At 70.0% G+C, this 25,682-nt stretch carries 16 protein-coding genes and 1 tRNA gene; 11 read left to right on the top strand and 6 right to left on the bottom strand.

Features of this window, described 5'->3' with window-relative positions; genetic code table 11:
- Window positions 1-25 precede the first annotated feature (25 nt).
- Window positions 26-1,762 (bottom strand): NTP transferase domain-containing protein, encoded by a 1,737-nt coding sequence (locus C6V83_RS08505; RefSeq protein ID WP_105942034.1) that lies wholly within the window; start codon window positions 1,760-1,762, stop codon window positions 26-28.
- 41 nt (window positions 1,763-1,803) lie between these two features.
- Window positions 1,804-5,985: a molybdopterin-dependent oxidoreductase gene (locus tag C6V83_RS08510; protein ID WP_105942035.1), complete on the bottom strand. Its 4,182-nt coding sequence runs from the start codon at window positions 5,983-5,985 to the stop codon at window positions 1,804-1,806.
- Between the two features lie 153 nt (window positions 5,986-6,138).
- Between C6V83_RS08510 and C6V83_RS08515 the strand changes: the two genes are divergently transcribed.
- From C6V83_RS08515 to C6V83_RS08535, 5 genes are all read left to right on the top strand, one after another.
- Complete coding sequence (locus tag C6V83_RS08515) at window positions 6,139-7,272, top strand: thiolase family protein (protein ID WP_105942036.1); 1,134 nt, start codon at window positions 6,139-6,141, stop codon at window positions 7,270-7,272.
- Complete coding sequence (locus C6V83_RS08520) at window positions 7,269-8,078, top strand: crotonase/enoyl-CoA hydratase family protein (RefSeq protein ID WP_105942037.1); 810 nt, start codon at window positions 7,269-7,271, stop codon at window positions 8,076-8,078. Before C6V83_RS08515 ends, C6V83_RS08520 begins: the two co-directional genes overlap by 4 nt.
- Window positions 8,079-8,153: 75 nt before the next feature.
- Window positions 8,154-10,547, top strand: coding sequence for an FdhF/YdeP family oxidoreductase (locus C6V83_RS08525; protein ID WP_105942038.1), 2,394 nt, complete (start codon window positions 8,154-8,156; stop codon window positions 10,545-10,547).
- Window positions 10,544-10,774 carry a hypervirulence associated TUDOR domain-containing protein gene (locus tag C6V83_RS08530; protein WP_105942039.1) on the top strand — a complete coding sequence of 77 codons (231 nt, stop codon included), beginning with the start codon at window positions 10,544-10,546 and terminating at the stop codon, window positions 10,772-10,774. Before C6V83_RS08525 ends, C6V83_RS08530 begins: the two co-directional genes overlap by 4 nt.
- Window positions 10,771-11,328, top strand: a complete 558-nt coding sequence (locus C6V83_RS08535; RefSeq protein ID WP_105942040.1) for a DUF488 domain-containing protein — start codon at window positions 10,771-10,773, stop codon at window positions 11,326-11,328. The genes C6V83_RS08530 and C6V83_RS08535 overlap by 4 nt, the downstream gene beginning before the upstream one ends.
- Window positions 11,329-11,546: 218 nt before the next feature.
- Here C6V83_RS08535 and C6V83_RS08540 read toward each other — a convergent pair whose 3' ends face one another.
- The 3 genes from C6V83_RS08540 to C6V83_RS08550 all read right to left on the bottom strand — a co-directional run bounded on the left by C6V83_RS08540 (window position 11,547) and on the right by C6V83_RS08550 (window position 13,881).
- Window positions 11,547-11,960, bottom strand: a complete 414-nt coding sequence (locus C6V83_RS08540; RefSeq protein WP_105942041.1) for a hypothetical protein — start codon at window positions 11,958-11,960, stop codon at window positions 11,547-11,549.
- Window positions 11,957-13,453 carry a DUF222 domain-containing protein gene (locus C6V83_RS08545; protein ID WP_159067479.1) on the bottom strand — a complete coding sequence of 499 codons (1,497 nt, stop codon included), beginning with the start codon at window positions 13,451-13,453 and terminating at the stop codon, window positions 11,957-11,959. Before C6V83_RS08545 ends, C6V83_RS08540 begins: the two co-directional genes overlap by 4 nt.
- A gap of 354 nt (window positions 13,454-13,807) precedes the next feature.
- Window positions 13,808-13,881, bottom strand: a tRNA-Arg gene (locus C6V83_RS08550).
- Between the two features lie 133 nt (window positions 13,882-14,014).
- Here C6V83_RS08550 and C6V83_RS08555 point away from each other — a divergent pair.
- Together C6V83_RS08555 and C6V83_RS08560 are read left to right on the top strand one after the other, a co-directional pair.
- Window positions 14,015-16,090: a cytochrome c oxidase assembly protein gene (locus tag C6V83_RS08555; RefSeq protein WP_105942043.1), complete on the top strand. Its 2,076-nt coding sequence runs from the start codon at window positions 14,015-14,017 to the stop codon at window positions 16,088-16,090.
- 286 nt (window positions 16,091-16,376) lie between these two features.
- Complete coding sequence (locus tag C6V83_RS08560) at window positions 16,377-16,862, top strand: single-stranded DNA-binding protein (protein ID WP_105942044.1); 486 nt, start codon at window positions 16,377-16,379, stop codon at window positions 16,860-16,862.
- Window positions 16,863-16,977: 115 nt separating this feature from the next.
- On the opposite strand, the gene C6V83_RS08565 is transcribed toward C6V83_RS08560, so the two are convergent.
- Entirely contained in the window at window positions 16,978-17,367 is a 390-nt protein-coding gene (locus C6V83_RS08565; RefSeq protein WP_105942045.1) for a TIGR02611 family protein, read from the bottom strand.
- 316 nt (window positions 17,368-17,683) lie between these two features.
- Between C6V83_RS08565 and ettA the strand changes: the two genes are divergently transcribed.
- The 4 genes from ettA (at window position 17,684) to C6V83_RS08585 (ending at window position 25,607) form a co-directional block, all read left to right on the top strand.
- Window positions 17,684-19,357 carry an energy-dependent translational throttle protein EttA gene (gene ettA / locus C6V83_RS08570; protein ID WP_105942046.1) on the top strand — a complete coding sequence of 558 codons (1,674 nt, stop codon included), beginning with the start codon at window positions 17,684-17,686 and terminating at the stop codon, window positions 19,355-19,357.
- A gap of 193 nt (window positions 19,358-19,550) precedes the next feature.
- The gene (locus C6V83_RS08575) at window positions 19,551-20,189 is read left to right on the top strand and encodes a DUF6230 family protein (protein ID WP_105942047.1); all 639 of its coding nucleotides are present in this window, start codon (window positions 19,551-19,553) and stop codon (window positions 20,187-20,189) included.
- A gap of 3 nt (window positions 20,190-20,192) precedes the next feature.
- Window positions 20,193-20,840: a DUF6114 domain-containing protein gene (locus tag C6V83_RS18500; protein ID WP_199832609.1), complete on the top strand. Its 648-nt coding sequence runs from the start codon at window positions 20,193-20,195 to the stop codon at window positions 20,838-20,840.
- Window positions 20,841-20,933: 93 nt separating this feature from the next.
- Window positions 20,934-25,607 carry an NAD-glutamate dehydrogenase gene (locus tag C6V83_RS08585; RefSeq protein ID WP_105942048.1) on the top strand — a complete coding sequence of 1,558 codons (4,674 nt, stop codon included), beginning with the start codon at window positions 20,934-20,936 and terminating at the stop codon, window positions 25,605-25,607.
- Window positions 25,608-25,682: the final 75 nt, after the last annotated feature.

Below are 25,682 nucleotides of genomic sequence, written 5' to 3' on the forward strand. Positions count from 1 at the left end.
ACCGTGCTGATGCTGCGGATCGAGCTCAGCGTAGGCGTTCGACGCCGGCGGGCGAGCCCGCCGGGGGGACCAGCGCGAGGCCTCGATGGCCGATCATCGACGCGAGGTGGCCGGTCCCGCGCCCGGCGGTGGCGGACCAGCCTCCGGCGCCGTCGGGCTCCACCGGAAGCACCCGCCAACGGCCGGGCAGGCGCGCCGCGTCGTCGTTCAGCGTGATCACCTCCGGGCGGGCAGGCGTTCTGCCGAGCAGTCCGTCGAGCAGTGCGGGCAGCACCACGACGGTGCCCGCCACGGCGGCCAGGGGATTTCCCCCGAGTCCGAGAACGATCCTGCCGACGGGAAGCCGGGCGAGCAGGAGGGAGCCGCCCGGACGCAGGTTCAGTCCGTCCAGGACGATGTCGGCCTCCGCTCCGGCGAGCACGGAGCGGAGATGATCGGCGACGCCGTGACCGGTGGCGCCGACGATCACCACGACGTCGGTGTCCGGTGCGGTCATCGCGGCCTCGAAGATCTCCGGACGGTCGGCGAGGTGACCCGCCCGGGTCACCCGCACGCCGGCGTCGCCGAGGATCTCGGCCACCGGGTCCGATGCGGTGTCGGGAACGGCCCCGGGCGGGATGTCGGCGTCGCCCGGGACCACCTCGTCGCCGGAGGTGTGCAGACGGGCGCGGACGGGGCCGCGGACGGTCAGGTCGGGCACCCGCGCCGCGCGGGCGACCGACCTGACGGCGGCATCGACGGTGCTGCCTGCGGGGGCGAGGGCGGCGCCGACCGGCCAGGCACTGCCGAGGCGCCGCGTGTCGTCTCGCCCGGTCGAGGTCTCGGTGAGCACGTCGCCGTCCCGTGCGGTCTCCTCGTGCCGCAGCACTCGGTCCGCGCCCCGGGGGAGCATGGCGCCGGTGGCGATCGCCACCGCCTCGCCGGCTAGCAGCTCCACGGCTCCGGTCTGACCGGCCGCGCGGGCGGGCCCGGCGATCCGCCAGGGCGGCGGCCCGGCCACGGCGTAGCCGTCCATCGCGGAGGCGTCGAACGGTGGAAACGCGGCGACCGCGATCAGCGGTCTGGCCAGCACCGCACCGGACGCGGTGCCGGCCGGCAGAATCTGCTCCGGGAGCGGAGTGAGCCCGCCGGCGATTCGGCGGCGCGCCGTCACCGGGTCCACGGCACGGGTCGGTGCGGCCCGCCGGGCGGCGGCGAGCTGTTCGGGGGTGTCGACGTCGTCGATTCCGGTCATCCGCACGTGGGCCGCGCCTGCCGGGATCAGGTTCCGCATCGCGGCGTTCGGACCGGTCTGTCGGACGGCGTCGAGGGCCGATCGTCGCCAGATGCCGAGCAGGTGCTGGCGCCTGCCTCCGCCGTCGACGGCGAAGACCGCGGGAGCCTGGGTTTCCGCGAGCGCGGCGCGCAGGTCGTCGACGTGCCGCGCGGTGAGGGCGGGGAGGTCGCTCGCGAGCACCACGACGGGAAGATCGTCGGCGGACGGCGCGATGCTGCCGGCAGTGCTCAGGGCAGTCAGGCCCGCCGCGACGGCGGCGACCGGTCCGGCGTACGGCGGGTCCTCACAGGTCACCAGGATGCCCGGCGGCACCGGCCGGGCCGGTCCGACGACGACGACCAGGCCCGCTCCGGCGACGGCATCCAGTGCGACGTCGAGCAGGCGCCGCCCGCCGACCAGCGCCGCCGGCTTGTCGGAGCCGCCGAGGCGCCGGGCCCGCCCCCCGGCGAGCACGATGGCGTCGAACTCCGGCCTGGGCGGTCTCATGCCTCGACCTTAATCGGCGCCGGCACCGTCTCCGGCCCGGTTCAGTACACGTCGCGGACGTAGCGACGCTCGGCCGCCAGTGCGGTCACGTAGGCGTCGGCGGCCCGCGGAGCGAGTCTGCCCTGTTCGGCGACGATTCGGTGCAGCGTGTCGTCGACGTCCCGGGCCATGCGCGAGGCGTCGCCGCAGACGTACACGTGTGCTCCGCGCTGCAGCCACTGCCACAGCTCGCCGGCGCGAGCAAGCATCAGGTCCTGCACGTAGACTTTCTCGTCCTGGTCGCGCGAGAACGCGAGGTCGAACTCGGTCAGCACGCCGTCGCGGTGGAACTGTTCCAGTTCGCTCCGGTAGTAGAAGTCCGTGGCACGGTGCTGTTCGCCGAAGAACAGCCAATTGTCGCCCGATGCTCCCGTGTGGGCCCGGTGGTGCAAGAAGCCGCGGAACGGAGCGACACCCGTGCCCGGACCGATCATCACCATCGGAGCGGCCGGATCCTCCGGCGGACCGAAGCTCTTGTTGCGCTGCACAAAGATGCGGACCGGCGCGTCCGGTTCGGCATCGGCCAGATAGGTGGAGCACACGCCGGCGCGGCGCAGACCCGCAGGGCCGTCGAAGCGCACCGCCGAGACGGTCACCTCGACCCGGTCGGGAGAGACCCGCGGGCTCGACGAGATCGAGTACAGCCGTGGCTGCAGCCTCCGCAGGATCGCGAGCCAGTCGGCGGCGCTCGCCGCGACGGGATACTGCGCGAGCAGATCCAGGCTCTGACGTCCCCAGGTCCACTCGGCCAGCTGGGCCGGGGCGTTGACGAGCGCGGTGAGGTCCGGGTCGTCATGCACGGCGTTGAGGAAGCGGAGCAGGTCGGCGGTGACTTTCGCGATCTCCAGGTGCTCGGTCAGCGCGGTGCGCAGCGCCATCTGCTCGCCGGCGAAGGTGATCGACTCGTCGCCGTCCAGCCCGGTCAGCTGCAGCCAGGCGTCCACCAGCGCGGGGCTGTTGCGCGGCCAGACGCCGAGGGCGTCGCCGGTCTCGTACTGCAGCGTGCCCTCCGGGAGTTCAAAGGCGAACCGGCGCACCTCCTTCGCCGATCCCGCGGCGGTCAGCAGGTCGTTGGCGACCAGCCGGGTGACGAGCGGATTCTTCTTGGAGTAGGCCGACGTCGGTGCCGGACCGGAGCCTTGCGACGCAGGTACTCGCTCGGCGCCTTCGTGGGATCGATCGCCGCCCGCTGCTGCTGGGTCAGCTGCGCCCAGGCCGTCGGCTTCCTCCCCGAGCTGTTCGTCGAGAAGGTCGCCGATGCGGCTGAGCCACGCGGCCGCGGTCTCCTCGTAGTCGGGCTCGCACGAGACCCGTTCGGCCAGGCGCACGGCGCCGAGCGTCTGCAGCCGTCCGTCCAGCTTGCGGGCGAAGCCGCAGAAGTCGGCGTACGACGAATCGCCGAAGCCGAGCACCGCATAGCGCAGCTCGGCGACGTCCTGCGCGGTGGCCGTGGCCAGCGCATCCCACAGCGCCGCACCGTCGTCCGGGGGATCGCCGTCGCCGGTGGTCGACACCACGAACAGCACGGTCCCGCGCAGGTCGTCCAGGCTGACACGGTCGGCTTCGGCGAGAACCACCGGGCGATCGGCGGTCCCGAGCGCCCGCGCACATTCCTGGGCGAACTCTTCGGCGGTACCGGTCTGCGATGCCCAGACGACGGTGACGGGCAGCGTGTGCGTGCCGGACCCCGAATCGACGTCGGCGGCCGTGCTCCGGGAGAAGTACCCGGCCAGCACTCCTTCGGCCCAGTTCCTGGTCGTCGTGCCGAGCGGCGCGGACGCCGGGATCGTGGGCACCTCGCCCGATGGCGGGTTGGCGCGGATGCCGTGGACCAGCCCCGTCAGGAACGCGCGTTCGGCCTCCGACGGCTGCGGCGCCTCGCCGACGGCGAAGGCGGCGGCGAGCGGGTCGGAGGTCGTCGCGGGCGGGGTCATCGCGGGGACTCCTTCTGGTTCGGGCAGTGGTTCGGGTCGCACGGGTTCGGGTCGCCGGGCAGGGGTCACCGCGACGGCGCACAGTTTGAACTCAGGCTGCAGCGACTCGGGGTCGACGGCGTCGTTGGTGACCGCGTTCACCGCGAGACCTTCGCCGCCCCAGTGCATCGGGACGAAGCACAATCCAGGGCTGATCGCGTCGGTCACCCGGGCGGGCACCTGCACGGACCCGCGGCGAGAGGTCACGTCGACCGGATCGCCGTCGGCGATCCCCAGAACCCGGGCGTCGTCCGGGTGGATCTCGGCGAAGCTCGACGGGTTGAGCTTGTTGAGCTTCTTCACGCGCCCGGTCTTGGTCATGGTGTGCCACTGGTGCGCCAGCCGGCCGGTGGTGAGCAGGAGTGGGTAGTTGTCGTCGGGCAGCTCGGCGGGCGGCAGGTACGGACGGGCCAGGAAGCGGGCCCGCCGGGACGGTGTGGGGAAGGCCAGCCGGGGCACGGTGCCGTCGTCGCGGCGATGCAGGGTCTGGCTGACTCCGTCGTTCAGGTACCGGATGGGGTTGCGCGGGCCGGCGCCGGGCGCGACCGGCCACTGCACGGGACCCTCGGCGAGGCGCGCATGGTCCACACCGCGCAGATCCCAGCCGGTCCGGGGGTTGTGGAACTGTGCGAGCTCGTCGAACACCTCCGCCGCGTCACCGAAGTCGAAGCCGGTGTCGAAACCCATCGCCCGGGCGACGTCGGCGATCAGCTGCCAGTCCGGCCGGGCCTGCCCGGGCGGCGCCGCGGCGGGGGCGGTCAGCGTGAGATTCCGTTCGGAATTGATCATGACGCCGGGCGCCTCGGTCCACAGGGCGGCCGGGAGGAGGGCGTCGGCGTAGGCGGCCGTTTCCACACCGTCGAACACGTCCTGGACGACGACGAACTCGGCCGCCCGCAACCCCGCGACCACGGCGTCCCGATTGGCGACGGAGACCACCGGATTGGTGCAGATGATCCAGACGGCCCTGACCTCACCGCTGCGATCGGCCTCGCTCGCTCCGCGTCCTGCGGCCCCGGCCATCTGGTCGAAGAGCTCGACGGTGCCGCCGCCGGGGGTGGTCGGGAGCGTGCCCTCGGGCAGTCCCCAGATCCGCTCGGTGTCGGCGCGGTCCTGGTCGTCGAGCACGGCGCGCTGGCCGGGCAGTCCCGGGCCCATGTAGCCCATTTCGCGGCCGCCCATCGCGTTCGGCTGCCCGGTCAGCGAGAAGGGTCCGGCGCCGGTGCGGCAGATCGCGCCGGTGGCCAGGTGCAGGTTGCAGATCGCGTTGGTGTGCCACGTGCCGTGCGTCGACTGGTTCAGACCCATCGTCCACAGGCTCACCCAGTCGCCGGCCTCGGCGATCCAGCGGGCCGCGGTACGCAGATCGTCCTCGGCGATGCCGGTGATCCCGGCGACCGTCGCCGCGGGGTAGTCGGCGAGCAGTTCGACCAGGGTCTCCCAGCCTTCGGTGTGCTCGGCGACGAATTCGTCGTCGATCGCTCCGTCGTCGTACAGCAGCCGCAGCAGTCCGTTGAGGAGCGCGAGGTCGGTGCCGGGACGCACCGGCAGATACAGGTCCGCCTTCGCCGCCGTCGCCGTCTTGCGCGGATCGACGACGATCAGCTTGGCGCCCGCCTTGACCCGATCCATCATGCGCAGATAGAGGATCGGGTGACAGTCGGCCATGTTCGCGCCGATCACGAAGAACAGGTTCGCGTGGTCGAGGTCGTCGTAACTGCCCGGTGGTCCGTCGGCCCCGAGGGACTGCTTGTAGCCGGTGCCCGCGCTCGCCATGCACAGGCGCGAGTTCGACTCGATCAGACTGGTGCGGAGGTAGCCCTTGGCCAGCTTGTTGGCGAGGTACTGGGCTTCGAGGGACATCTGACCGGAGACGTAGAGGGCGATCGATCCGGGGCCGTGCTCGTCGTGGATCGCCCGGAGGCGCTCACCCACGCGGGCGATCTCGTCGTCGACGTCGACCGGCTGCAGTTCGGCGTCGCGCCGGGGGCGGCGGTACGCGGAGGTCAGGCGACCGGGCGCGGCGAGCATCTCGTGCGTGGTGTTGCCCTTGGTGCACAGACGTCCGCGGTTCGCGGGGTGGGCGGCGGTGCCCTTGCTGCCGGAGATGCGGCCCTTCTCGATCTGCAGGGTGAGACCGCAGCCGACACCGCAGTAGCCGCAGACGGTGTCGACGGTCGTCGTCGTTTCCGTCGCTTCTGCCGAGGTCATGGGTCCAGGCTGCGGGCCCGGTGTTTCCGCGTGGTCCGCCGATGGTTACCCGGGGATCAACTCGACCTCACAGCCGGGCTGGTCTGCGTGTGCGGCCGCTCGGCGGCCTGGGCTTTCCCGCCTGGAATGTGGTGCCTGGCACAATCGGTCGACATGAGAGATGCAGTCGTCATCGATGCGATCCGCACTCCGATCGGCAGCCGCAACGGCAGCTTGGGGCGGGTGCATCCCGGTGACCTTTCCGCGCACGTGCTCACCGCGCTCGCCGACCGCAACCACCTCGAGCCGGCGACGGTCGACGACGTCGTCTGGGGGTGTGTGAGTCAGGTGGGCGACCAGGCGGGCAGCCTCGGCCGGGTCGCCGTGCTCGCGGCGGGCTGGCCCGAGTCGGTTCCGGCGACCACGGTCGACCGGCGATGCGGTTCGGCCCAGCAGGCGGTCCACTTCGCCGCGGCCGGGGTGATCTCCGGCCAATACGACATCGCGATCGCCGGCGGCGCCGAGTCGATGACCCGCGTGCCCATGGGGTCGGCGCGCGGAGACGGGCGGCCCTGGCCGGACTCGGTGCTGCAGCGCTACGGCGTCGACGGCTTCCACCAGGGGCTCGGTGCCGAGGCGATGGCGCGCCGGTGGCAGCTCACCCGCGGGCAGGTCGACGCGTACTCGGCGCGGTCGCATGAGCGCACCGCGGCCGCCGTCGACGCCGGAGCGTTCGACGGACAGCTCGCGCCGATCGCCGGACTCGAGACCGACGAGGGACTGCGCCGGGGCACCACCGCCGAGAAGCTCGCCGGACTGCCGACCGTGTTCGACGACGACGGGGTGATCACCGCAGGCAACTCCTCACAGATCTCCGACGGCGCGGCGGCGCTGCTGGTGACCACGAGTGAGCTCGCCGCGCGGCACGACTGGCGGCCGCTCGCCCGCATCCACACGGCGGTGCTGGCCGGGGACGATCCGGTGATCATGCTGAGCGCGCCGATCGCCGCGACGCGGCGGGCGCTCGCGCGTTCGGGCCTGGCGCTCGACGAGATCGGCGTGTTCGAGGTGAACGAGGCGTTCGCGCCGGTGCCGCTGGCCTGGCAGGCCGAGACGGGTGCGTCCGACGACGTGCTCAATCCGCTCGGCGGGGCCATCGCCGTCGGACATCCGTTGGGCGGTTCGGGAGCGATCCTGATGACCCGTATGGTGCATCACATGCGCGACAACGGGATTCGCTACGGACTGCAGACGATGTGCGAGGCGGGCGGGATGGCGAACGCGACGATCCTGGAACTGATCCGATGAGCGCCGAGCGGGAGGCGCCGCTGATCGTCGAACGCGACGGTGACGTGGTGACGTGGACGCTGAACCAGCCGGCCACGCTCAACGCGATCTCCGACGACGCCGTCATCAATGCGCTGGTCGGCGCGGTGGCCGAGGCGAACCGTGATCAGAGTGTGCGCGCGGTGATCCTGACCGGCGCGGGCAAAGCCTTCTCCGCGGGAGGCAACGTGAAGGACATGGCTGCGCGCACAGGTCTGTTCGGCGGGGAGGCGCACGAGCAGCGCGTCGGCTATCGGGAAGGGATCCAACGGATTCCGCGCGCGATGTACTCCCTCGAAGTACCCGTGATCGCGGCGGTCAACGGTCCAGCGGTGGGCGCAGGCTGCGACCTGGCCCTGATGTGCGACCTGCGGCTGGCCAGCGACCGGGCTTTCTTCGCCGAGAGCTTTGTGAAGCTCGGACTGATACCCGGCGACGGCGGCGCGTGGTTCCTGCCGCGGATCGTCGGACCCGCCCGGGCGGCGGAGATGGCCCTGACCGGCGACCGCGTCGACGCCGCCACGGCCCTCGAATGGGGCATCGTCTCGCGGGTCACCGAGCCCGGCGAACTGCTCGACGCGGCGCGGGAACTGTCCGACCGGATCGCGGCGAATCCGCCGGTGGCGGTCCGGATGACCAAGAAGCTGCTGCGGGAGTCGTCGCGGCAGAGCCTGGACCAGCTGCTGGAACTCTCCGCCGCCATGCAGGGCATCGCGCACCACACCGCCGATCATCACGACGCCGTCGTGGCCATGACGGACCGGAGACCTCGCCAGAGTCGCCCGTAGGGCCGCTCGGATGCGTAAAGTCGACACCGGAGGGCCGTCTCAGCCCTGGCGGTCCGAGAAGGACGGTACGCGCAGATGACGACGCACGAGAACCGCTCACACACCGACCACACGCACCAGGCGGCCGAGGACGCAGGAGCGCCCCGACCCGGCTCGCTCGAACTCGGGCGACTTCCCGACGGGACCCGGCAGGGCGGCTACGGTCCCGAGACTCAGTCGCCCTGGAAGAGCCGCCCGTACCACCATCCCGCCGCCGGATGGGGCGCGGCGATGGCCGTCGGCAAGGTGGTGATGCGGCAGCGGCTGCCGATCGTCGCCACCAAGTCGATGTTCACCATGAATCATCCGGTGCGCGGTTACGACTGCCCGGGCTGCGCATGGCCGGACGATCCCGGGGTGACCCTCGACATCTGCGAGAATGGCATCAAACACGTCACCTGGGAGATGACCCGCAAACGGGTCGACGCCGAGTTCTTCGCCGCCCACACCGTCTCCGAGCTCGCCGAGTGGACCGATCACGCGCTGGAAGACCAGGGCCGACTCACCGAGCCGATGGCCTACGACGGTGCCGTCGACCGCTACGTGCCGATCAGCTGGGACGACGCGTTCGCTCTGGTCGGCTCGGAGCTCCGGGCCCTGGACAGTCCCGATCAGGCGGCCTTCTACACGTCGGGCCGGCTCAGCAACGAGGCGTCGTTCCTGTATCAGCTGATGGCCCGCGAGTACGGCACCAACAACCTCCCGGACTGCTCCAACATGTGCCACGAGGCCTCCGGCCGTGCGCTGACGGCGTCGTTGGCCACCGGGAAGGGAACCGCCGACCTGGAGGACTGGGCGCAGTGCGATGCCCTCTTCATCCTCGGCGTCAACGCCGCGTCGAACGCGCCCCGGATGCTGACCTCGCTCGCCGAGGCCGTCGACCGCGGCGCTCAGGTGGTTCACGTGAACCCGCTCGTCGAGGCCGGGGCGACCCGCACCATCGTGCCGCACGAGATCCTCGACATGGCCCGCTTCAAGACCACCGCGACCGGCACCGACACCTTGCAGGTGCGCTCCGGCGGCGACATGGCGCTGATCCGCGGGATGGCCAAGGTGGTGTTCGAAGCCGCCGAGACCGATCCGGGCGCACTGGATCACGAGTTTCTGGCGAAGTACACCGATGGTCTCGAGGAGTACCGGGCGCTGGTCGAGGCGACCGAGTGGGATCAGCTGGTGGCGCAGTCGGGGCTCAGCGAGACGCAGATCAGGCGGGCGGGCCGCATCTATCTGGACTCGCAACGGACCGTGATCAGCTGGTGTCTGGGTGTGACGCAGCATGAGCACAGCGTCGATGCGATCCGCGAGATCGTGAACCTGCTGCTGCTGCGTGGGAACATCGGCAGGCCCGGCACCGGGCCGTCTCCGGTCCGCGGGCACAGCAACGTGCAGGGCAACCGAACCTGCGGCATCGACCACAATCCGGGCGAGGCGTTCTTGCAGCGGCTCGACGAGGTCTGCGGCATTACCTCCCCGCGCACGCACGGCCTGGACACCGTGCACACCATCGCGGGCATGCACGCCGGGGACGTGAAGGTGTTCGTCGGCATGGGCGGCAACTTCGTGCGCGCGGCTCCGGACACCGTGTTCACCGCCGAGGGGCTGCGCCGCTGCCACCTGACCGTGCAGGTGAGCACCAAGCTCAACCGCGGTCACCTGGTGCACGGTCGCAAGGCGCTGATTCTGCCGTGCCTGGGACGCACCGAATTGGACCGGCAGCGCACCGGACCGCAGGGGATCACCACCGAAGACGCGATGAGTTCGGTGCAGCTGTCGAACGGACACCGAACGCCGGCGTCGGAGCACCTGCTCAGCGAACCGGCCATCATCGCGGGCATCGCGCGGGCCACGCTGCCCGGCAGCCGCACGCCGTGGGAGGACTACGTCGACGACTACGATCGGATCCGCGACGTCATGTCCCGGGTGCTCCCCGGCTTCGAGGGCTTCAACCGGCTGGTGCGGCAGCCTTACGGCTTCCGGATTCCGCAGCCGGCCCGCGAACGTGACTTCCGGACGCCGTCGGGCCGGGCCGAGTTCAGTCGCGCCCCGCTGCACGACGTCCTTCCCGACGACGCCGATGTGCTGGTGTTGCAGACCATGCGTTCGCACGATCAGTGGAACACCACGATCTACTCCAACGATGACCGGTATCGCGGCGTCAAGAACATCCGCGAGTTGATCTTGATGAACGCGAAGGACATGCGCGACCGCGGGCTGTCGGAGGGGGATCGCGTCGACATCGTGGCGACCTGCCGGGACGGTTCGCAGCGCTCGGTACGCGGCTTCCGCGCGCTGGAGTACAACGTTCCGCGCGGGTGCGCGGCCGGGTACATGCCGGAGATGAACGTCCTGATCGGGGCCGCCGACTACAGCACGCAGAGCGATCAACCGCTCATGAAGGACATCCGGGTGCGGGTGTCGCGGTCGGCGTGAGCGGCGGGGGAGCGGGCCCGGCGTTCGCGGTCGGGGACCACGTGCGGTGGAACTCCGAGGCCGGGCACATCAGCGGTGTGATCACCGCGGTGCACACGTCCGACGTCGACTACAAGGGGTACACGCACCGCTGCATCCCGGCCGATCCGCAATACGAGATCGCCAGCGACAAGACCGATCACGTCGCGCTGCACAAGGGCCGGGCGCTGACCCTGATCGACCCGTGAGCGGGGAGACCGAGGTCTACACGCTCGGGCACTCCACGCGCTCGGTGGACGAGGTGGTCGCGATGCTGCGCGCCCACGGCATCACCGATCTGGTGGACGTGCGCTCGTTCCCCTCGTCGCGCACGTTCCCGCAGTGGGGGCAGGAGGCGCTGCGGGCTGCGTTGCCGCCCGACATCGCCTACCACTGGCTGCCCCGGCTGGGCGGGCGCCGGCACACCCCGGCGGGCACGCCGTCGCCGAACGACGGCTGGCGCGTGAAGGCGTTCAGTCACTACGCGGACTACATGGCGACAGACGAGTTCGCCGAGGGGCTCGCCGAGCTGGAAGATCTGGCGCGGCGAGGCCGGGTCGCGATCATGTGCAGCGAGGCCGTGCCCTGGCGCTGTCACCGGCGGCTCATCACCGACGCACTGCTGCACGACGGCATCTCGGTGCGCCACCTCATGTCGCCGACGTCGACCAGGCCCGCCGAGCCGACCCCGTTCGTCCGGGTCGACGACGTCGGCCACTTGATCTACCCGGCGCCGGAACGCGCGGCGGAGGGCGGCGACTGACCGGCCCGCCGGTGCGGTTCGTCCGGCTGAAGAAGCAGCGACAGCGGTGGCCGGTGGCGACCTTGTTAATCAGGGTGGCTTTCGGCTCGACCTACGGGGCGTCGATCCATACTCGTCGCACTTGCGGCTGATCGTTCTCATCGTGGTCGCTGAGGAGCGTGCGGACCTTGCTGATCCGGTGGCGTGCGGACGACGTCGACGGGCCGCGGTGGTGGCGGTCAGGCTGCTCGGGTGAGGAGTCGGGCGAGGATCTTTTCGGCTCCTGAGGGTGGGTCGACCGGGGCGATGATCCGGATCGGGGACGGCCGGTAGTGGACGATGATCGTCGGATTCGATTGATCGTCGTCCCGGTCCAGGTCCTCGGGTGGCCCGAGATCCTCTGGTGGCCCGGTGTCGCCGGGCGGTCCGTTGGTGTCCTCGCGTGAGTCGGTCGTGTCGGGTGGTCCGGTGTCGGCGGGCGGTTCACCTGCTGCTGGGATGCGGCTGGGGTCGGGTGCGAGGCGTTCGGGGTGGAACAGGATGTTGCTCTGCCACCGGGTGCCGCGCCCGACGGGCCGCCAGCCGACGCGTCCGGCGTCGGGACCGAAGGTGAGGACCGTCGATTCCCAATGCCCGGCAGTCTTGCCGTTCATTCGGTTGTGCCGGCCGCACGCCCCACCCAACCGGTCGATACCTGTCCTGAGCGGAGTCGAAGGGTCGGTCTGGCCGTCGTCGGTCCAGTCGGGCATGCGTGGGCCTGAGCATGCGTGGCGGAGCTTGCGACGACACGCGGTCGAAGGGTGGTGGGCTTGGGTGCGGATGAACGGGACGGTGCAGCCCGGGGCGGTGCATCCCCGGTCGCGGGCGAACAATGCCAGCTGTTGTGCTGCGGTGGCGAACCGGTTGGCGCGCCCCAGGTACAGGACCCTTCGACCGCGTGTCGTCGCAGGCTCCGCCACGCATGCTCAGGACTACGCCTGCCGGTGGCTTGGGAGAACACTGCCAGATACGGGATGGTGTCGGCGGCGAACTGCACCAGATCAGACACCGGGATGCGGGTGCCGGTGGCGGTCCAGCCGATCCCAGCCTGACGCGCCAAATCCTCATCGGTCACGGTGACCACGACTTGTGAGGGGATCCGGGTGGGTGCGGGTTGCCCGGCCAGCGCGAGGGCCCAGTCGCACAATGCTTCCAGGGCGTCGTGCTGACGCTGCCCGAGCGTCCGGGTTTCCCGCTCTGCCGCGGCCGCCAGGACCGCCGGGTCGAGGCCGGGTTGATCGGCCGCACCACGCGGGGAATCCGGGTCGCCGGGGTTGTTCATCCCCGTAGTGGCCCACTGATACAGGAGTACTTCAAGTTTGGCGCGCAGGACGGGGGTGAGCAGCGCCCGCACTTTGCTCATCAGTTGCCGGTTCTGCGGCTGCAGGTTGAACGTACGCCGCCGGGCCCGGTCGTGGTCGTCGGCCAGAGTCCCGTCGGGGTCGAGCCACGCCAGGATCCGGTTGCCCACCACGGTGACCGCGGCAGGGTCCAGACGGCGCGCCGCATCAGCGAGCATCGCTTCGGCTTTGACGCGCTGATCGTGAGTGACCGCCGACGGCAGCTTCTCCATGATCTCAGTGACCGCCGCGACGTGCGCGCCGCCGGCGTCCCCGTCCGCGACTGCCGTCGCGGTCGCCGCCAGTCGGGGTTCGAGACGTTCACCGGTCAACGCGCCCATCGCACCGATGCCTTCGGCGGTGACCCGGCGGCGGCGGGCCTCACCGACGCCGAGGCGGGCGCCGTGGGCGTAGAGCTGGTGGGTCGAGATGTGCCCGGCACGCCGGTACACGCCACGGTCAGAGATTCGGTGGATCGAGCTTGTCGAGATTTCGACATACAGCGCAGCGTCGAACACCTCCGCCCGGCGGTGGGCCTGTTCACGGGCGTCGAGCAGACCCAGCAGACCGTCGTCGGACTCGGCGGCCAACAGTGCGGTTGCCTCGGCGCTCAAGCGTTTCTCGGTGGCGGTCTGCACCGCCAGCAGTTCTGCGGGCGACAGGCCGGCGATCAGCGTGTCGGGGTCGAAACCAGCGGTGTCGAGACGTGCGGTGCTGGGCGCGCTCCGGGCGGCGTCGTCGTCGTACGAGATGCCGTTGACGGTCACGGTGTCCACCTCCCCCGAAGTGCTGTTCCCGCTGGTAGAACCAGATATCCGGGCCCTCGTTGTGTGTCTGACATCACTCTACGACGGGACTACGACAAATCTGATCTCGACCGCTGGGTCGAGGGATGCGCGTCAGAGGTGCGCAGATGGCGGAGACTCAAGCGCTGATTGGGGTGGTCGGTGTCATCGTTGTCAGACTCCCAGTCGGGTTGCGCGATTCACAACCAGACTAGGAACCGACCAGGCTCAAACCACTGGAACCTACTACGGCGTCGCAAACCCGGGGTGCCACTCTCGGGCTCACTCCAGAATCTGAGGGCGTGACCTCGGTACCGAAGAACGCCGATGTCACAGTCCCCCCGGCAGGACTCGAACCTGCGACCTCGGAATTAGAAGTTCCTTGCTCTATCCAGCTGAGCTACGGAGGGTTGCGTGCCGTATACGGTGCGACACGCTGGTCGTTCCACACAAACCAGTCGTCCGCGTGAGCTACGGAGGCGTGGGTCACCACCGGGTGGTGCCGACCGCGAGGGTCAGTATATCCCGACCTAGAGTGGACCCATGAGTACGACCACCCCGCACGCGGAGGCCGAGGCCGACCGCGACAGTCTGCGGGATCCGTCGAGCACCCGCCGCGGACTGATCGCAGTGATGCTGCTGGCCGGGGTGACGGCCGCGGCGATCGTGACCGCGGTCAGCGCCGCGACGGCGGTCCAGCTGACCGGACTCCCGGATCCGGGGTGGGTGGCCACCTATGGTCTGCCGGTGGTGACCGTGGCCGGGCAGCTCTTCGCAGCGCTGGGATTCGGTGGCGCGATCTTCGCGGCCTTCTTCGTTCCGCCGCAGGAGAACGGCGAACTCGACGTCGGGGGGTACCGGGCGCTGCGCTGGTCGTCGGCGGCGTTCGCGCTCTGGAGCATGCTCTCGCTCGCCGCGATCCCGTTCGCGATGGCCAACTTCTCCGGCTGGGGCCTGGCGACCACCGTCAAGCGGTGCGCCGAGTCCGTCGGGCCGGACGCGATCCTGGGCATCTGTGGAATGAATCCGCAGTCCTGGTACCTGCTCTGGTCGGCGATCTTCGCGATCTTCGCCGCCGGGCTGGCGATGGCGGCCCTGCGCTGGGGCTGGACGATCCTGGTGATCGGACTCGGCTTCCTGTCCCTGATGCCGCCGGCGCTGGCCGGGCACTCCTCCGCGGGCGGCAATCACGACCTGGGCACCAACAGCTTGATCCTGCACATCGTGGCCGCCGCGATCTGGACCGGAGGCCTGGTGGCGGTGCTGGCCTACTGCTTCGGCAACGGCCGGTGGCGGACGCTGGCGCTGCGGCGCTATTCGCGGGTGGCCTTCTGGTGCCTGATCGTGGTCGGTGCCAGCGGAGTGGTCAACGCGCTGGTGCGGATGAGCGTTGCTCAGGTCTTCACCAGCACGTACGGGCTCGTGGTTCTGGCCAAGTTCGCCACCTTGCTGATCGCGGGCTTCCTCGGACTGGTGCACCGTCGTCGTACGATCGCCGAACTCGAAGCGACCGACGACCCCAAGACCTCGCTGTTCGTTCGACTCGCCGCGGTGGAAGCGGTGGTGTTCGCGATCGCATTCGGCCTGGCGGCGGGACTCTCGCGGACGCCGCCGCCGGTGCTCATCACGGCGGACATCAGCGTGACCGAGGAGAAGATCGGCTACCGGCTCGACGACCCGCCGTCGCTCGCGCAGCTGGCCTTCGACTGGCGCTTCGATCTGATCTTCGGCACCTTCGCGGTGGTGGCCGCGGTGGTCTATCTGCTGGGCGTCCGGCGGTTGCGCAAGCGCGGCGACGCATGGCCCGTCGGCCGGACAGTCGCCTGGCTGCTCGGCTGCGCGGCCCTGCTCATCGCCACCTCGTCGGGGTTGGGCAAGTACTCCCCGGCCGTGTTCAGCGTCCACATGATGAGCCACATGATCTTGTCCATGATGGTGCCCGTGCTCATGGTGCTCGGTGCGCCGGTGACCCTGGCGCTGCGCACCGTTCCGCCGGCCGGGCGCGGGCAGCCGCCGGGGCCGCGCGAGTGGATTCTCACCGGTATCCACAGCAAGTATTCGCGCTTCGTGACCCATCCGATCGTCGCGGTGGCGATCTTCGTCGGCAGCTTCTACGTGCTGTATCTGGGCGGTGTGTTCGAGGCGATCGTCGACAACCACTCGGCGCACCTCGCGATGAACCTGCACTTCCTGATCAGCGGGTACCTGTTCTATTGGCTGGTGATCGGCATCGACCCGGCACCGCGGCAGGTGTCGCCGGTGGCCAAACTCGGCATCGTGTGGGGGTCGCTGCCGTTTCACGCGTTCTTCGGGGTCGCGCTGATGATGACGAGCGCGGTGATCGCCGAGGACTGGTATCGCTCACTCGCTCTTCCGTGGGAGAACCACGACCTCTACGCCGACCAGCAGATGGGCGGCGGCATCGCCTGGGCCACGGGTGAGTTCCCGCTGATGGTGGTGATGATCGCCCTGCTGGTCCAATGGCAGCGCTCGGACGAACGGCAGGCCAAGCGGTTCGACCGCAAGGAGGAGCGCGACCACGACGCCGAGCTCGACAGCTACAACGCCATGCTCGCGGAGATGCGCACGGGCACCACATCCTCCGACGACGTGCGCTGACGCTCAGCCGAGACGAGGGTGCTCGGCACCGGGCTCTCGGCCTGGCACCTCCGGACGAGGGTGCCAGTGGGCGTCGACGGCGCCCGGCACCCTCGTCTCGGTCGGCAGTCGGATCCCCGGCGCCACAGATCGCTGCTCCCGCGCAAGAGGGGGATCCGCATCTGTGGACAGCGGGGGTTGTCCACAGCCTCGCCGCGCCGGGCGTTTACGCGCGCCCGGCAATCGTCGACGCTCAGACGAGGTCCCCGGACGGGACCGAGTCAGTACGACGAAGTGGGGGAGAACGATGCACGAGGTGTACACGACGATCACCGGACGGGTGGTGAGCGATCCGCGGATCGCGCAGACCAACGGGCACGGGGAGGTGCTCTCGTTCCGCGTGGGCTGCTTTTCCCGGCGGCGGGACGCGAGCGGGGAGTGGGTCGACGGCCAGGTCCTCTACCTGGACGTGACGTGCTGGCGGCGCGTTGCCACGGCGTCGGCCGGCGTGATCCGCCGCGGCTCGATGATCCTCGCCCACGGCCAGTTGTTCACCAGTGAGTACGCGGCCCAGGACGGCTCCCGCCGGCAGAAGCTGGAACTGACCGCGACCGCGATCGGACTGGATCTGGCGCGGCAGCAGAGCGCCCCCGAGCCGCCTCCGCCCGACCCGCAGTCCGTCGCCGAGCGCGACCCGTGGGATCCGGATCCGAATCGGACCGAGAACACGGAAGGTCCCGCCGCCGGACGAGAACAGCCGGCCGAGGCCGGGGAGCCGGTCGTCCACCGATGAGGCCGCTCGCGCTGAGCCGGGACATGAGCTGAGCTACGACATGAGCTGAGCCACGACATGAAACGAGGCCACGAGATGATCTCGTGGCCTCGTCTCGCGAAGCGCTGACGGGAGCCTAGGCAGCGGCCGGCAGCGGAGTGATCCGGGTGTACGCGGTGCGCGCGTGGGCCAGCATCGTGTGGCGGTGGTACGCGTGGTTGTGGCGGGCGAAGTCGCGCACGGCGGCGGTGACGCGGGCGCTGAGGACGCCGGCGTTCTGCAGCTGGCGGCGCAGGAACGTGGTGACGCGGTGCGCCCAGGCGAACTCGGTCGAGAGCACGGCCAGTCCGAGGAAGAGGGTGACCCAGCCCGGCCCCGGGATGGGCAGGGGGATCATGACCAGACCGGCCAGCATCATCACGGTGCCGACGACGCCGACGGCGAATCGATAGATCTGGTTGAGCGCCGGGTGCTGCCGGATCGCGTAGCGGTTCCGCCGGTGCCAGATCTTGATTCGCAGACGCATGCGGAGCCTCTCGGTGGTCGTCGTGCGCACCGGGGATCCGGCACGCGCTGGAACAGAATCTACGTCGAAATCCTGATGTTTCGATGAGATCCACGCGGTCCGCACCGAACTCTCAGGAAACGCGGGGACTCTCTCAGAAACACCGGGACGTTGTGCCCTGGCGCATGCCGGAGCGTCGCGGCTTCGCCCGGATGCCCGGCCCGGCGACGGACCTCTACACTGGAGAACTGTTGTGCCCGGAGCCGGGGCACTTGGGTCAGTCCCAGTCCGGCGCACCGTGCGAGAACCACAAACCAGCAGCTAGGAGCGGTGAAGCGTGGCCGAATTTATCTACACCATGAAGAAGGTGCGCAAGGCGCACGGTGACAAGGTCATCCTCGACGACGTCACGATGTCGTTCTACCCGGGCGCGAAGATCGGCGTGGTGGGTCCGAACGGCGCCGGCAAGTCGTCGATCCTGAAGATCATGGCGGGCCTCGACCAGCCGAGCAACGGCGACGCCTTCCTCGACCCCGACGCCACCGTCGGGATCCTGCTGCAGGAGCCGCCGCTGAACGAGGACAAGACGGTCAAGGAGAACGTCCTCGAGGGCATGGGCGAGATCGCCGAGAAGCTGGCTCGCTACAACGAGATCGCCGAGCTCATGGCGACCGACTACTCCGACGAACTCATGGAGGAGATGGGCAAGCTCCAGGAAGACCTGGACAACGCCGACGCCTGGGATCTCGACAGCCAGATCGAGCAGGCCATGGATGCGCTGCGCTGCCCGCCCGGGGACTCGCCGGTGACTCACCTGTCCGGTGGCGAGCGCCGCCGCGTCGCCCTGTGCAAGCTGCTCCTGAGCAAGCCCGATCTGCTGTTGCTCGACGAGCCCACCAACCACCTGGACGCCGAGTCGGTGCTCTGGTTGGAGCAGTTCCTGGCCGGCTACCCCGGCGCAGTGCTGGCCGTGACGCACGACCGCTACTTCCTCGATCACGTCGCGCAGTGGATCTGCGAGGTCGACCGCGGCAAGCTGCACCCCTACGAAGGCAACTACTCGACCTACCTGGAGAAGAAGGCCGAGCGCCTGGAGGTGCAGGGCAAGAAGGACCAGAAGCTGCAGAAGCGGCTGAAGGAAGAGCTCGCCTGGGTCCGCTCGGGCGCCAAGGCCCGCCAGACCAAGAACAAGGCGCGTCTGGCGCGGTACGACGAGATGGCGGCCGAAGCCGAGAAGCACCGCAAACTCGACTTCGAGGAGATCCAGATTCCCACCCCGCCCCGCCTGGGCAATGTGGTGGTGGAGGTGGAGAACCTGGAGAAGGGCTTCGACGGTCGCGTCCTGATCAAGGACCTCTCGTTCACCCTGCCGCGCAACGGCATCGTCGGCGTCATCGGTCCGAACGGCGTCGGCAAGTCGACCCTGTTCAAGACCATCGTCGGGCTGGAGCAGCCGGATGCCGGCACCGTGAAGATCGGCGAGACCGTCAAGCTGAGCTACGTCGACCAGGACCGCGCCAACATCGACCCCAAGAAGTCGGTGTGGCAGGTGGTCTCCGACGGTCTGGACTACATCGAGGTCGGGCAGAACGAGATGCCCTCGCGCGCGTACCTGAGCGCGTTCGGTTTCAAGGGCTCCGACCAGCAGAAGCCGTCGGAGGTGCTCTCCGGCGGTGAACGCAACCGACTGAACCTGGCGCTGACTCTGAAAGAGGGCGGCAACCTGATCTTGCTCGACGAGCCCACCAACGACCTCGACGTCGAGACCCTGGGATCGCTGGAGAACGCCCTGGAGCAGTTCCCCGGTTGCGCCGTGGTGATCTCGCACGATCGCTGGTTCCTGGACCGGACCTGTACCCATATCCTGGCCTGGGAGGGCAACGTCGAAGAGGGCCAGTGGTTCTGGTTCGAGGGCAACTTCGAGGCGTACGAGGCGAACAAGGTGGAGCGTCTCGGCGCGGAGGCGGCTCGGCCGCACCGTGTCACGCACCGCAAACTGACTCGCGACTGACCGCGCGCCAGATCCTCCCGGAGGACGACGAGAACATGCCGTCTTCCGGGAGGCTGTACGCGTCCTGGGCGCGGTAGAAGTACGATCTGCACGAGCGCCCGGAACCAGGTCCGGGGACAGCAGTGAATCAACGCGGTGGCCAGGGGGATGGCCGACCGGTGACCGATCACGGTCGGGTAGAGGGGAAGTGGACATGGTCGGCAAGGCTGACGGCACCAAGGTCGGGAAGACGAAGAAGAAGCGCAAGCACTTCAAGCACACGAGGCCGAAGGTGTTCGCGGCTTCCCTGATCGGCGGCCTGGCCATCACGGGGTTCATGGGCTACGGCATGGTCCGCGGCGACGTGCCGGTCCAGATGTCGGTGACCGGGGAGAACTTCGTGGCCTCGCTCTCCAAGCTGGAAGGCAGCGAGGTGGCGGTGTACCCGCGCTCGCTGCAGACCGTGAACAACGGCAAGGTCGAGACCGTGGTCGTGACGATGGGCTCGGCGACGCTGCACGACCTGTGCCTGGCGATGTCCGCACCCAATCTGCCCGGCATCGGCACCGTGTGGATGGTGATCAAGGCACCGGGCGCCGCGACGCAGGCCACCAACATGATGATGGACGTCGACGGCCTCGACGCGTCTCTGACTCTGGAGAAGGCCGTCATCGGATCGGCGCAGCCTGCTCGGGACTCGGACTCGTCCGAGCTGGCCACAGCGATCGCCGCGCCGACCGCTGTCATCGTCGACGTCGGCGCCAATGTGCAGGCGATGCGCGCGTCTAAGCTCACCGTCGACGGCGCCAAGGTGAGCCTGACCCGCGACGCCGGCGCCTGCGGTGGCAACTGACCCGTGCAGACCGTGACGAAGTACTTTCGGGCGTTCCGTGACTGGACCCACCGCCGGCCGTTCGGGGGTGGCATCTGCCTGGTGATCTCGGCGATCCTGATCGGCCTGCCGTCGCTGAACAACTTCCGCATCGGCGACCTGATCCTCACCGTGTCGACGATCTCCGGGGTGTCGACGGTCGTGTTGGCCGTCGCCATGGGGGTCTGCGCCGTGGCCGCCCTGTTCTGGTCGCACGTGCGCGTGATCGCCGGCATCGCCGCGATGATCGTCGCGCTGGTCGCGTTCCCGGCGGCCAACTTCGGCGGCTATGTGCTCGGCACCCTGCTGGGCGTCGTCGGCGCCTCATTGGTCCTGGCCTGGCGTCCGCTCGACGACGACGATCCTGATGCCGATACGGTCACCGTCGGCGGCACGACCGCTCCCGCTGTCCTGCGGAGCGGCGCGGACGCCGAGCAGCCGACGACCGACTACGCCGTCGTCGATGCGCCGACGGCGGAGAACCCTGTCGTGCCGGAGAACCCTGTCGTCCCGGAGAACCCTGTCGCCCTCGATCCGGCCGCCGCCGACGCACCCACTCAGACCCTTCCGGTCCATGAGGCCACGCCCGAGACGCCGGCGTCCGCCCCGGACGACCCGCGCGCCGAGGGCTGAGACGGGCGCGCAGCGTCGTCGAATCGAGGCGCGCCGACGATAACGGCGGTGCCGATCCCGGTCGGCGGCTAGCGTCCTAACGAGGAGGCTGGCATGACTGATCAGAGCACGACCGGACCGTCGCCCGAACACCTGATCTCCGGGGCTCTACTTCGGTACGGAGGCACCGGCGCCGATCGCGACCGGCTGGCCAGACACCTGGCCGTGGGCGAGCTGCGGCCACCCGGCGACTACGTGGTGAGCGTCGCGAAGGTGGGCGAGACGCTGGAGGTCCTGGTGGTCGCCGCCGACGCGCCGCTGCTGGTGGAGTCGGTGCTCACCGTGGTCGACGGGCGCGGGTTGACCGTCGCGGGCATCGATCATCCGATCATGCCGGTGGTCCGCGACACCGCCGGCCGGCTGCTGGCCATCGGGGACGTGTACGACGACGAGGTTCCGGGGCCGGTCCTGGACGAGTCCTGGATCTGCGTGAGCGTGTTCGCCTCGGCCCCCTGCACCCCCGAAGAGCTGTCCCGCGAGGTGGACCGGGCCGTCGGGCTGCTTGCGGCGGTGACTCGCGACGCCGGGACCATGCGGGCCCGGCTGGCCGGGCTCGCGGACGCGGCGATCGCGCCCGAGGCGCTGCGCGACGAGTACCGGAGCCTGATCGAGTGGATCGCCGACGGCCCGAACTTCCATCTCGTCGGTTACGCTCCGGGCGACGGCGGCGCCGGACTGGGCGTCTGGTCCGATGCGCGGACGATCCGGCTCCAGCCGCTGCCCGCGCAGAGCGACACGGCAGCGGGAGGCGGGGGCCTTCCGGTGATCGACCGTGTGTACCTGGAGACCGGGATCCTGCGCACCCGCTATCCGCTGGTGCTCCGCTTCGACGACGGCGCCGTGGAGCACCAGTTCGTCGGCACGTTCACCTCGATCGGCCTGTACCAGTCGGTGCGCGAGATTCCGGTGGTCCGGAAGAAGACGTCGGCCGTCCTCAAAGCGCTCAGTCTGGAGGAGGATTCGTACAGCGGACTGGCCGCGATCGAGCTGTTGCAGACCTACCCGCTGTTCGCCGTCTTCGCGACCCCGGCGGCCGAGCTCGCTCAACGCGTCGACGCGCTCCTCGCCGCCAATCTGGAACGCTCGGTGCGCTTCTTCGCCCGGCTCTGTCACGACGGCCACACGGTCGGCGCGATGGCCTTCCTTCCGCGCGACCGGTACTCGACCGCCGTGCGCGAGCGGATCATCGAGTTCGCCGAGCGAGAGCTCGGCGGCGGCCGGTCAGAGTTCGCGACCCGGCTGTCCGACGGCCCGCTGGCCCAGTTGCAGGTGATGATGCGGCTGCGCAGGACGCCCGATGCCAGTGAGCTGCGGGTCGGTTCGCCGATGCACGAGCGCCTCGAGCGCCTGCTCGCCGAGGCGGTGCGTTCGTGGGAGGACGACGTGCGCACGCTCGCCGGCCCGGACACGGTGGTCTCGGGTCTGCTGCCCACAGTGTCCACCACGTATCGCGAAGAGCGCCAGCCCGCCGCCGCTGCCCTCGATCTGCCGATCGTCGCCGGTCTGGCGGTCGACGACGACGTCCGCGTCGTGCTGCGCGCGTCGGGCGGCCTGCCCTGGACGTTCACCCTCTATCTCGCCGGCCGGGATGCGGCCCTGACCGACATCCTGCCGATGCTCGCGAGCCTGGGGTTGACCGTGCTCGACGAGCACCCGTACCGGGTGGACCGCGCCGACGGCCTGGGCGTGCGGATCTACGAGTTCACCGTCACCCCCGCGCCGCACGTCACCCCGAGCGATCCGGCGGGCTCGGAGCAGCGCGTGGCCGAGGCCTTCCGGCGCATGTGGTCGGGGGAGGCGGCCGTCGACCGGCTGAACGAGCTGGTGTTGCGGGCCGGACTCGGTGCGCGCGAGGTCGCGATCCTGCGCACCTACACGCGCTACCTGCAGCAGTGCGGCTTCGGCAACAGCGTGGCCCACTTCGCGGAAGTCCTCGGTGGGTACCCGGACGTGACCCGGGCGCTGATCGGACTGTTCGGCGCCACCTTCGATCCCGCGGTGGAGCCGGACGTGCGCCCCCGGCTGATCGACGATGCGGCCGCCGAACTCGACGGCGAACTGGCCGGGGTGATCAGCCTCGACGCCGACCGGGTCCTGGCCGCGCTCGCCCGGTCGATCCGGGCGACCCTGCGCACCAACTACTTCCGGTGCGACGACCCCGAGAGCGCCGCAGTGGACGGCGAGTTCGCTCCGACTCTCGCCGTGAAACTCGCCACCCGCGACCTCCCGCTGGCGCCCGCGCCGCGACCGGAGTACGAGATTTTCGTCCATTCCCCGCGAGTGGAGGGGGTGCACCTGCGCTTCGGCGGGGTAGCGCGCGGCGGGTGTCGCTGGTCCGACCGCCGGGAGGATTTCCGCACCGAGATCCTGGGTCTGGTCAAGGCCCAGGCCGTCAAGAACGCCGTGATCGTGCCGGCGGGCGCGAAGGGCGGGTTCGTCGTTCGTCGGCCGCCGGCGCCGACCGGGGACGCCGCCGCCGATCAGGCGGCCTACCGCGCCGAGGGCGTCGAGTGCTATCGCGCCTACGTCTCCGCGCTGATCCAGCTCACCGACAACCTCGACCACGAGACCGGAGCGGTGATTGCGCCGACCGCCGTCGTGCGCCGGGACCCCGACGATCCGTACCTGGTGATGGCCGCGGACAAGGGCACCGCCAGCTTCTCCGACATCGCCAATGCGATCGCGCACCACTATCGCTTCTGGCTCGGCGACGCGTTCGCCTCGGGCGGGTCTGTCGGCTACGACCACAAGGCGATGGGCATCACCGCTCGCGGCGCATGGGAGGCCGTCAAACGTCACTTCGCTGAGAGGGGGATCGACTGCCAGCGGGAGGAGTTCACCGCGGTGGGCGTCGGCGACATGAGCGGTGACGTCTTCGGCAACGGCATGCTCCTCTCCCGGTGCACCAGGCTGGTCGCCGCCTTCGACCACCGCCACATCTTCGTCGACCCCGAACCCGACGCGGAAGTGTCGTACGCCGAGCGCGAGCGGCTGTTCGCCCTGCCGCGGTCGTCGTGGGCCGACTACCGCACCGGACTGATCAGCGCCGGCGGCGGCGTGTGGTCCCGCGAGGTCAAGTCGATTCCGGTGAGCCCGCAGATGCGTGTCGCATTGGGGCTGGACGAGGGCGTGACGGCGCTGGCGCCCCCGGACCTGATTCGCGCGATTCTGCTTGCGCCCGTCGATCTACTGTTCAACGGCGGTATCGGGACCTACATCAAGGCCTCCGGCGAGGCCGACTCGGACGTCGGAGACAAGGCCAACGACGCCGTGCGGGTGACCGCCGACCGGCTGCGGGTCAAAGTGGTCGGGGAGGGCGGCAACCTCGGGGTCACCGAGCGCGGGCGGGTCGAAGCCGACCTGCACGGCGTCGCGATCAACACCGACGCGCTGGACAACTCGGCGGGCGTGGACTGCTCGGACCACGAGGTGAATATCAAGATCCTGCTCGATTCACAGATTTCGGCGGGCGCCCTGCCGGCCGACGAGCGGACGTCCCTCCTGGAGTCGATGACCGACGAGGTCGCCGACCTGGTGCTCGCCGACAACATCTCGCAGAACGCGGCGATCGGCGCGGCGCGGCGGACCGCCGACGACGAGGCCGATCTCTACGCGCGGCTGCTGTCGCAACTCGCCGACAACGGCGTCGACCTGCAGCTGGAGGTGCTCCCGGCTCCGGAGGCGTTGCTCGAGCGGCGTGCCTCGCCGCTCGCACGCGGGCTGACCAGCCCGGAACTGTGCACGGTGATGGCGCACGTCAAACTCGGGGCGAAGGCCGAGCTGATCGAGTCACGGCTCCTCGACGGAGACGCGTTCGACGAGGTGGTGCTCTCGTACTTCCCGGCTCCGCTGCGGGCCCGCTTCGCCGACGGGATCGAGGGGCACCGGCTGCGCCGGGAGATCGCTGCGACCTGCCTGGTGAACCAGATCGTCGACGACGGCGGCATCACCTTCCTGTTCCGGACCGCCGAGGCCACCACTGCCACCATCGAGGAGGCGGCGCGCGCCTACGCGGCGACCACCGCCGTCTTCGACTTCACCGGTCAGGTCGTCCGGTTGCGGCGCGCACGGCTGACCGCGTCGCTGCTCGATGACATGACCCAGTACGAGCGGACGCTCCTCTCGCGGGCGTCGCGGTGGTTCCTGGAGCACCGGCCGCAGCCGCTGGCCGCGGCGGCCGAGGTCCGGCGTTACGCCGACGTCGTACGCCTGACACCGATGATCGACGCGTGGGCCCGGCCGACCATCGCCCGTTCGATCGACGCGGCGGCGGCGGACTTCGTCGAGCGCGGCGCCGATCCGGAGCTGGCGCGGTCGGTGGCGCGTGCTCCGTATCGGTTGCACCTGCTCGACGTCGCCGACGTCGCCGAGATCGCCGACCGCGGCGCCGAGGAGATCGGTGATCTGGCCTTCGCGGTCCTGGAGCACTTCGCCATCGACGAGTTGCTCGATGCCGTCGCCGCGCTGGAGCGCATCGACCGTTGGCATCTGCTGGCCCGGCTCGCCCTGCGGGACGACCTGCATTCGCTGGTGCGGGCGCTGACCCTGGCGATCCTGCAACTGTCCGAGCCGGAAGACGGGGCCGAGGCGAAGATCGCCGATTGGGAGTCCTCGCGGAGCACCACCCTGGCCCGCGTGCGCGGCACCGTGCGCGGCGTGCTGGAGACCCCGGATCCCGGCGTCGCCGGGCTGACGGTCGCGGTCCGGGCGCTGCGCAGCGTCGTCTGATCCGTCGACCGCGCGTCGGCGCAGGCTCCGCCGCGCGTGCACAGGAGCCGCCGCAGACCCCGGGGCTAGGGTGGA

This window comes from Gordonia iterans (assembly GCF_002993285.1).
Taxonomy (GTDB): Bacteria; Actinomycetota; Actinomycetes; order Mycobacteriales; family Mycobacteriaceae; genus Gordonia; species Gordonia iterans.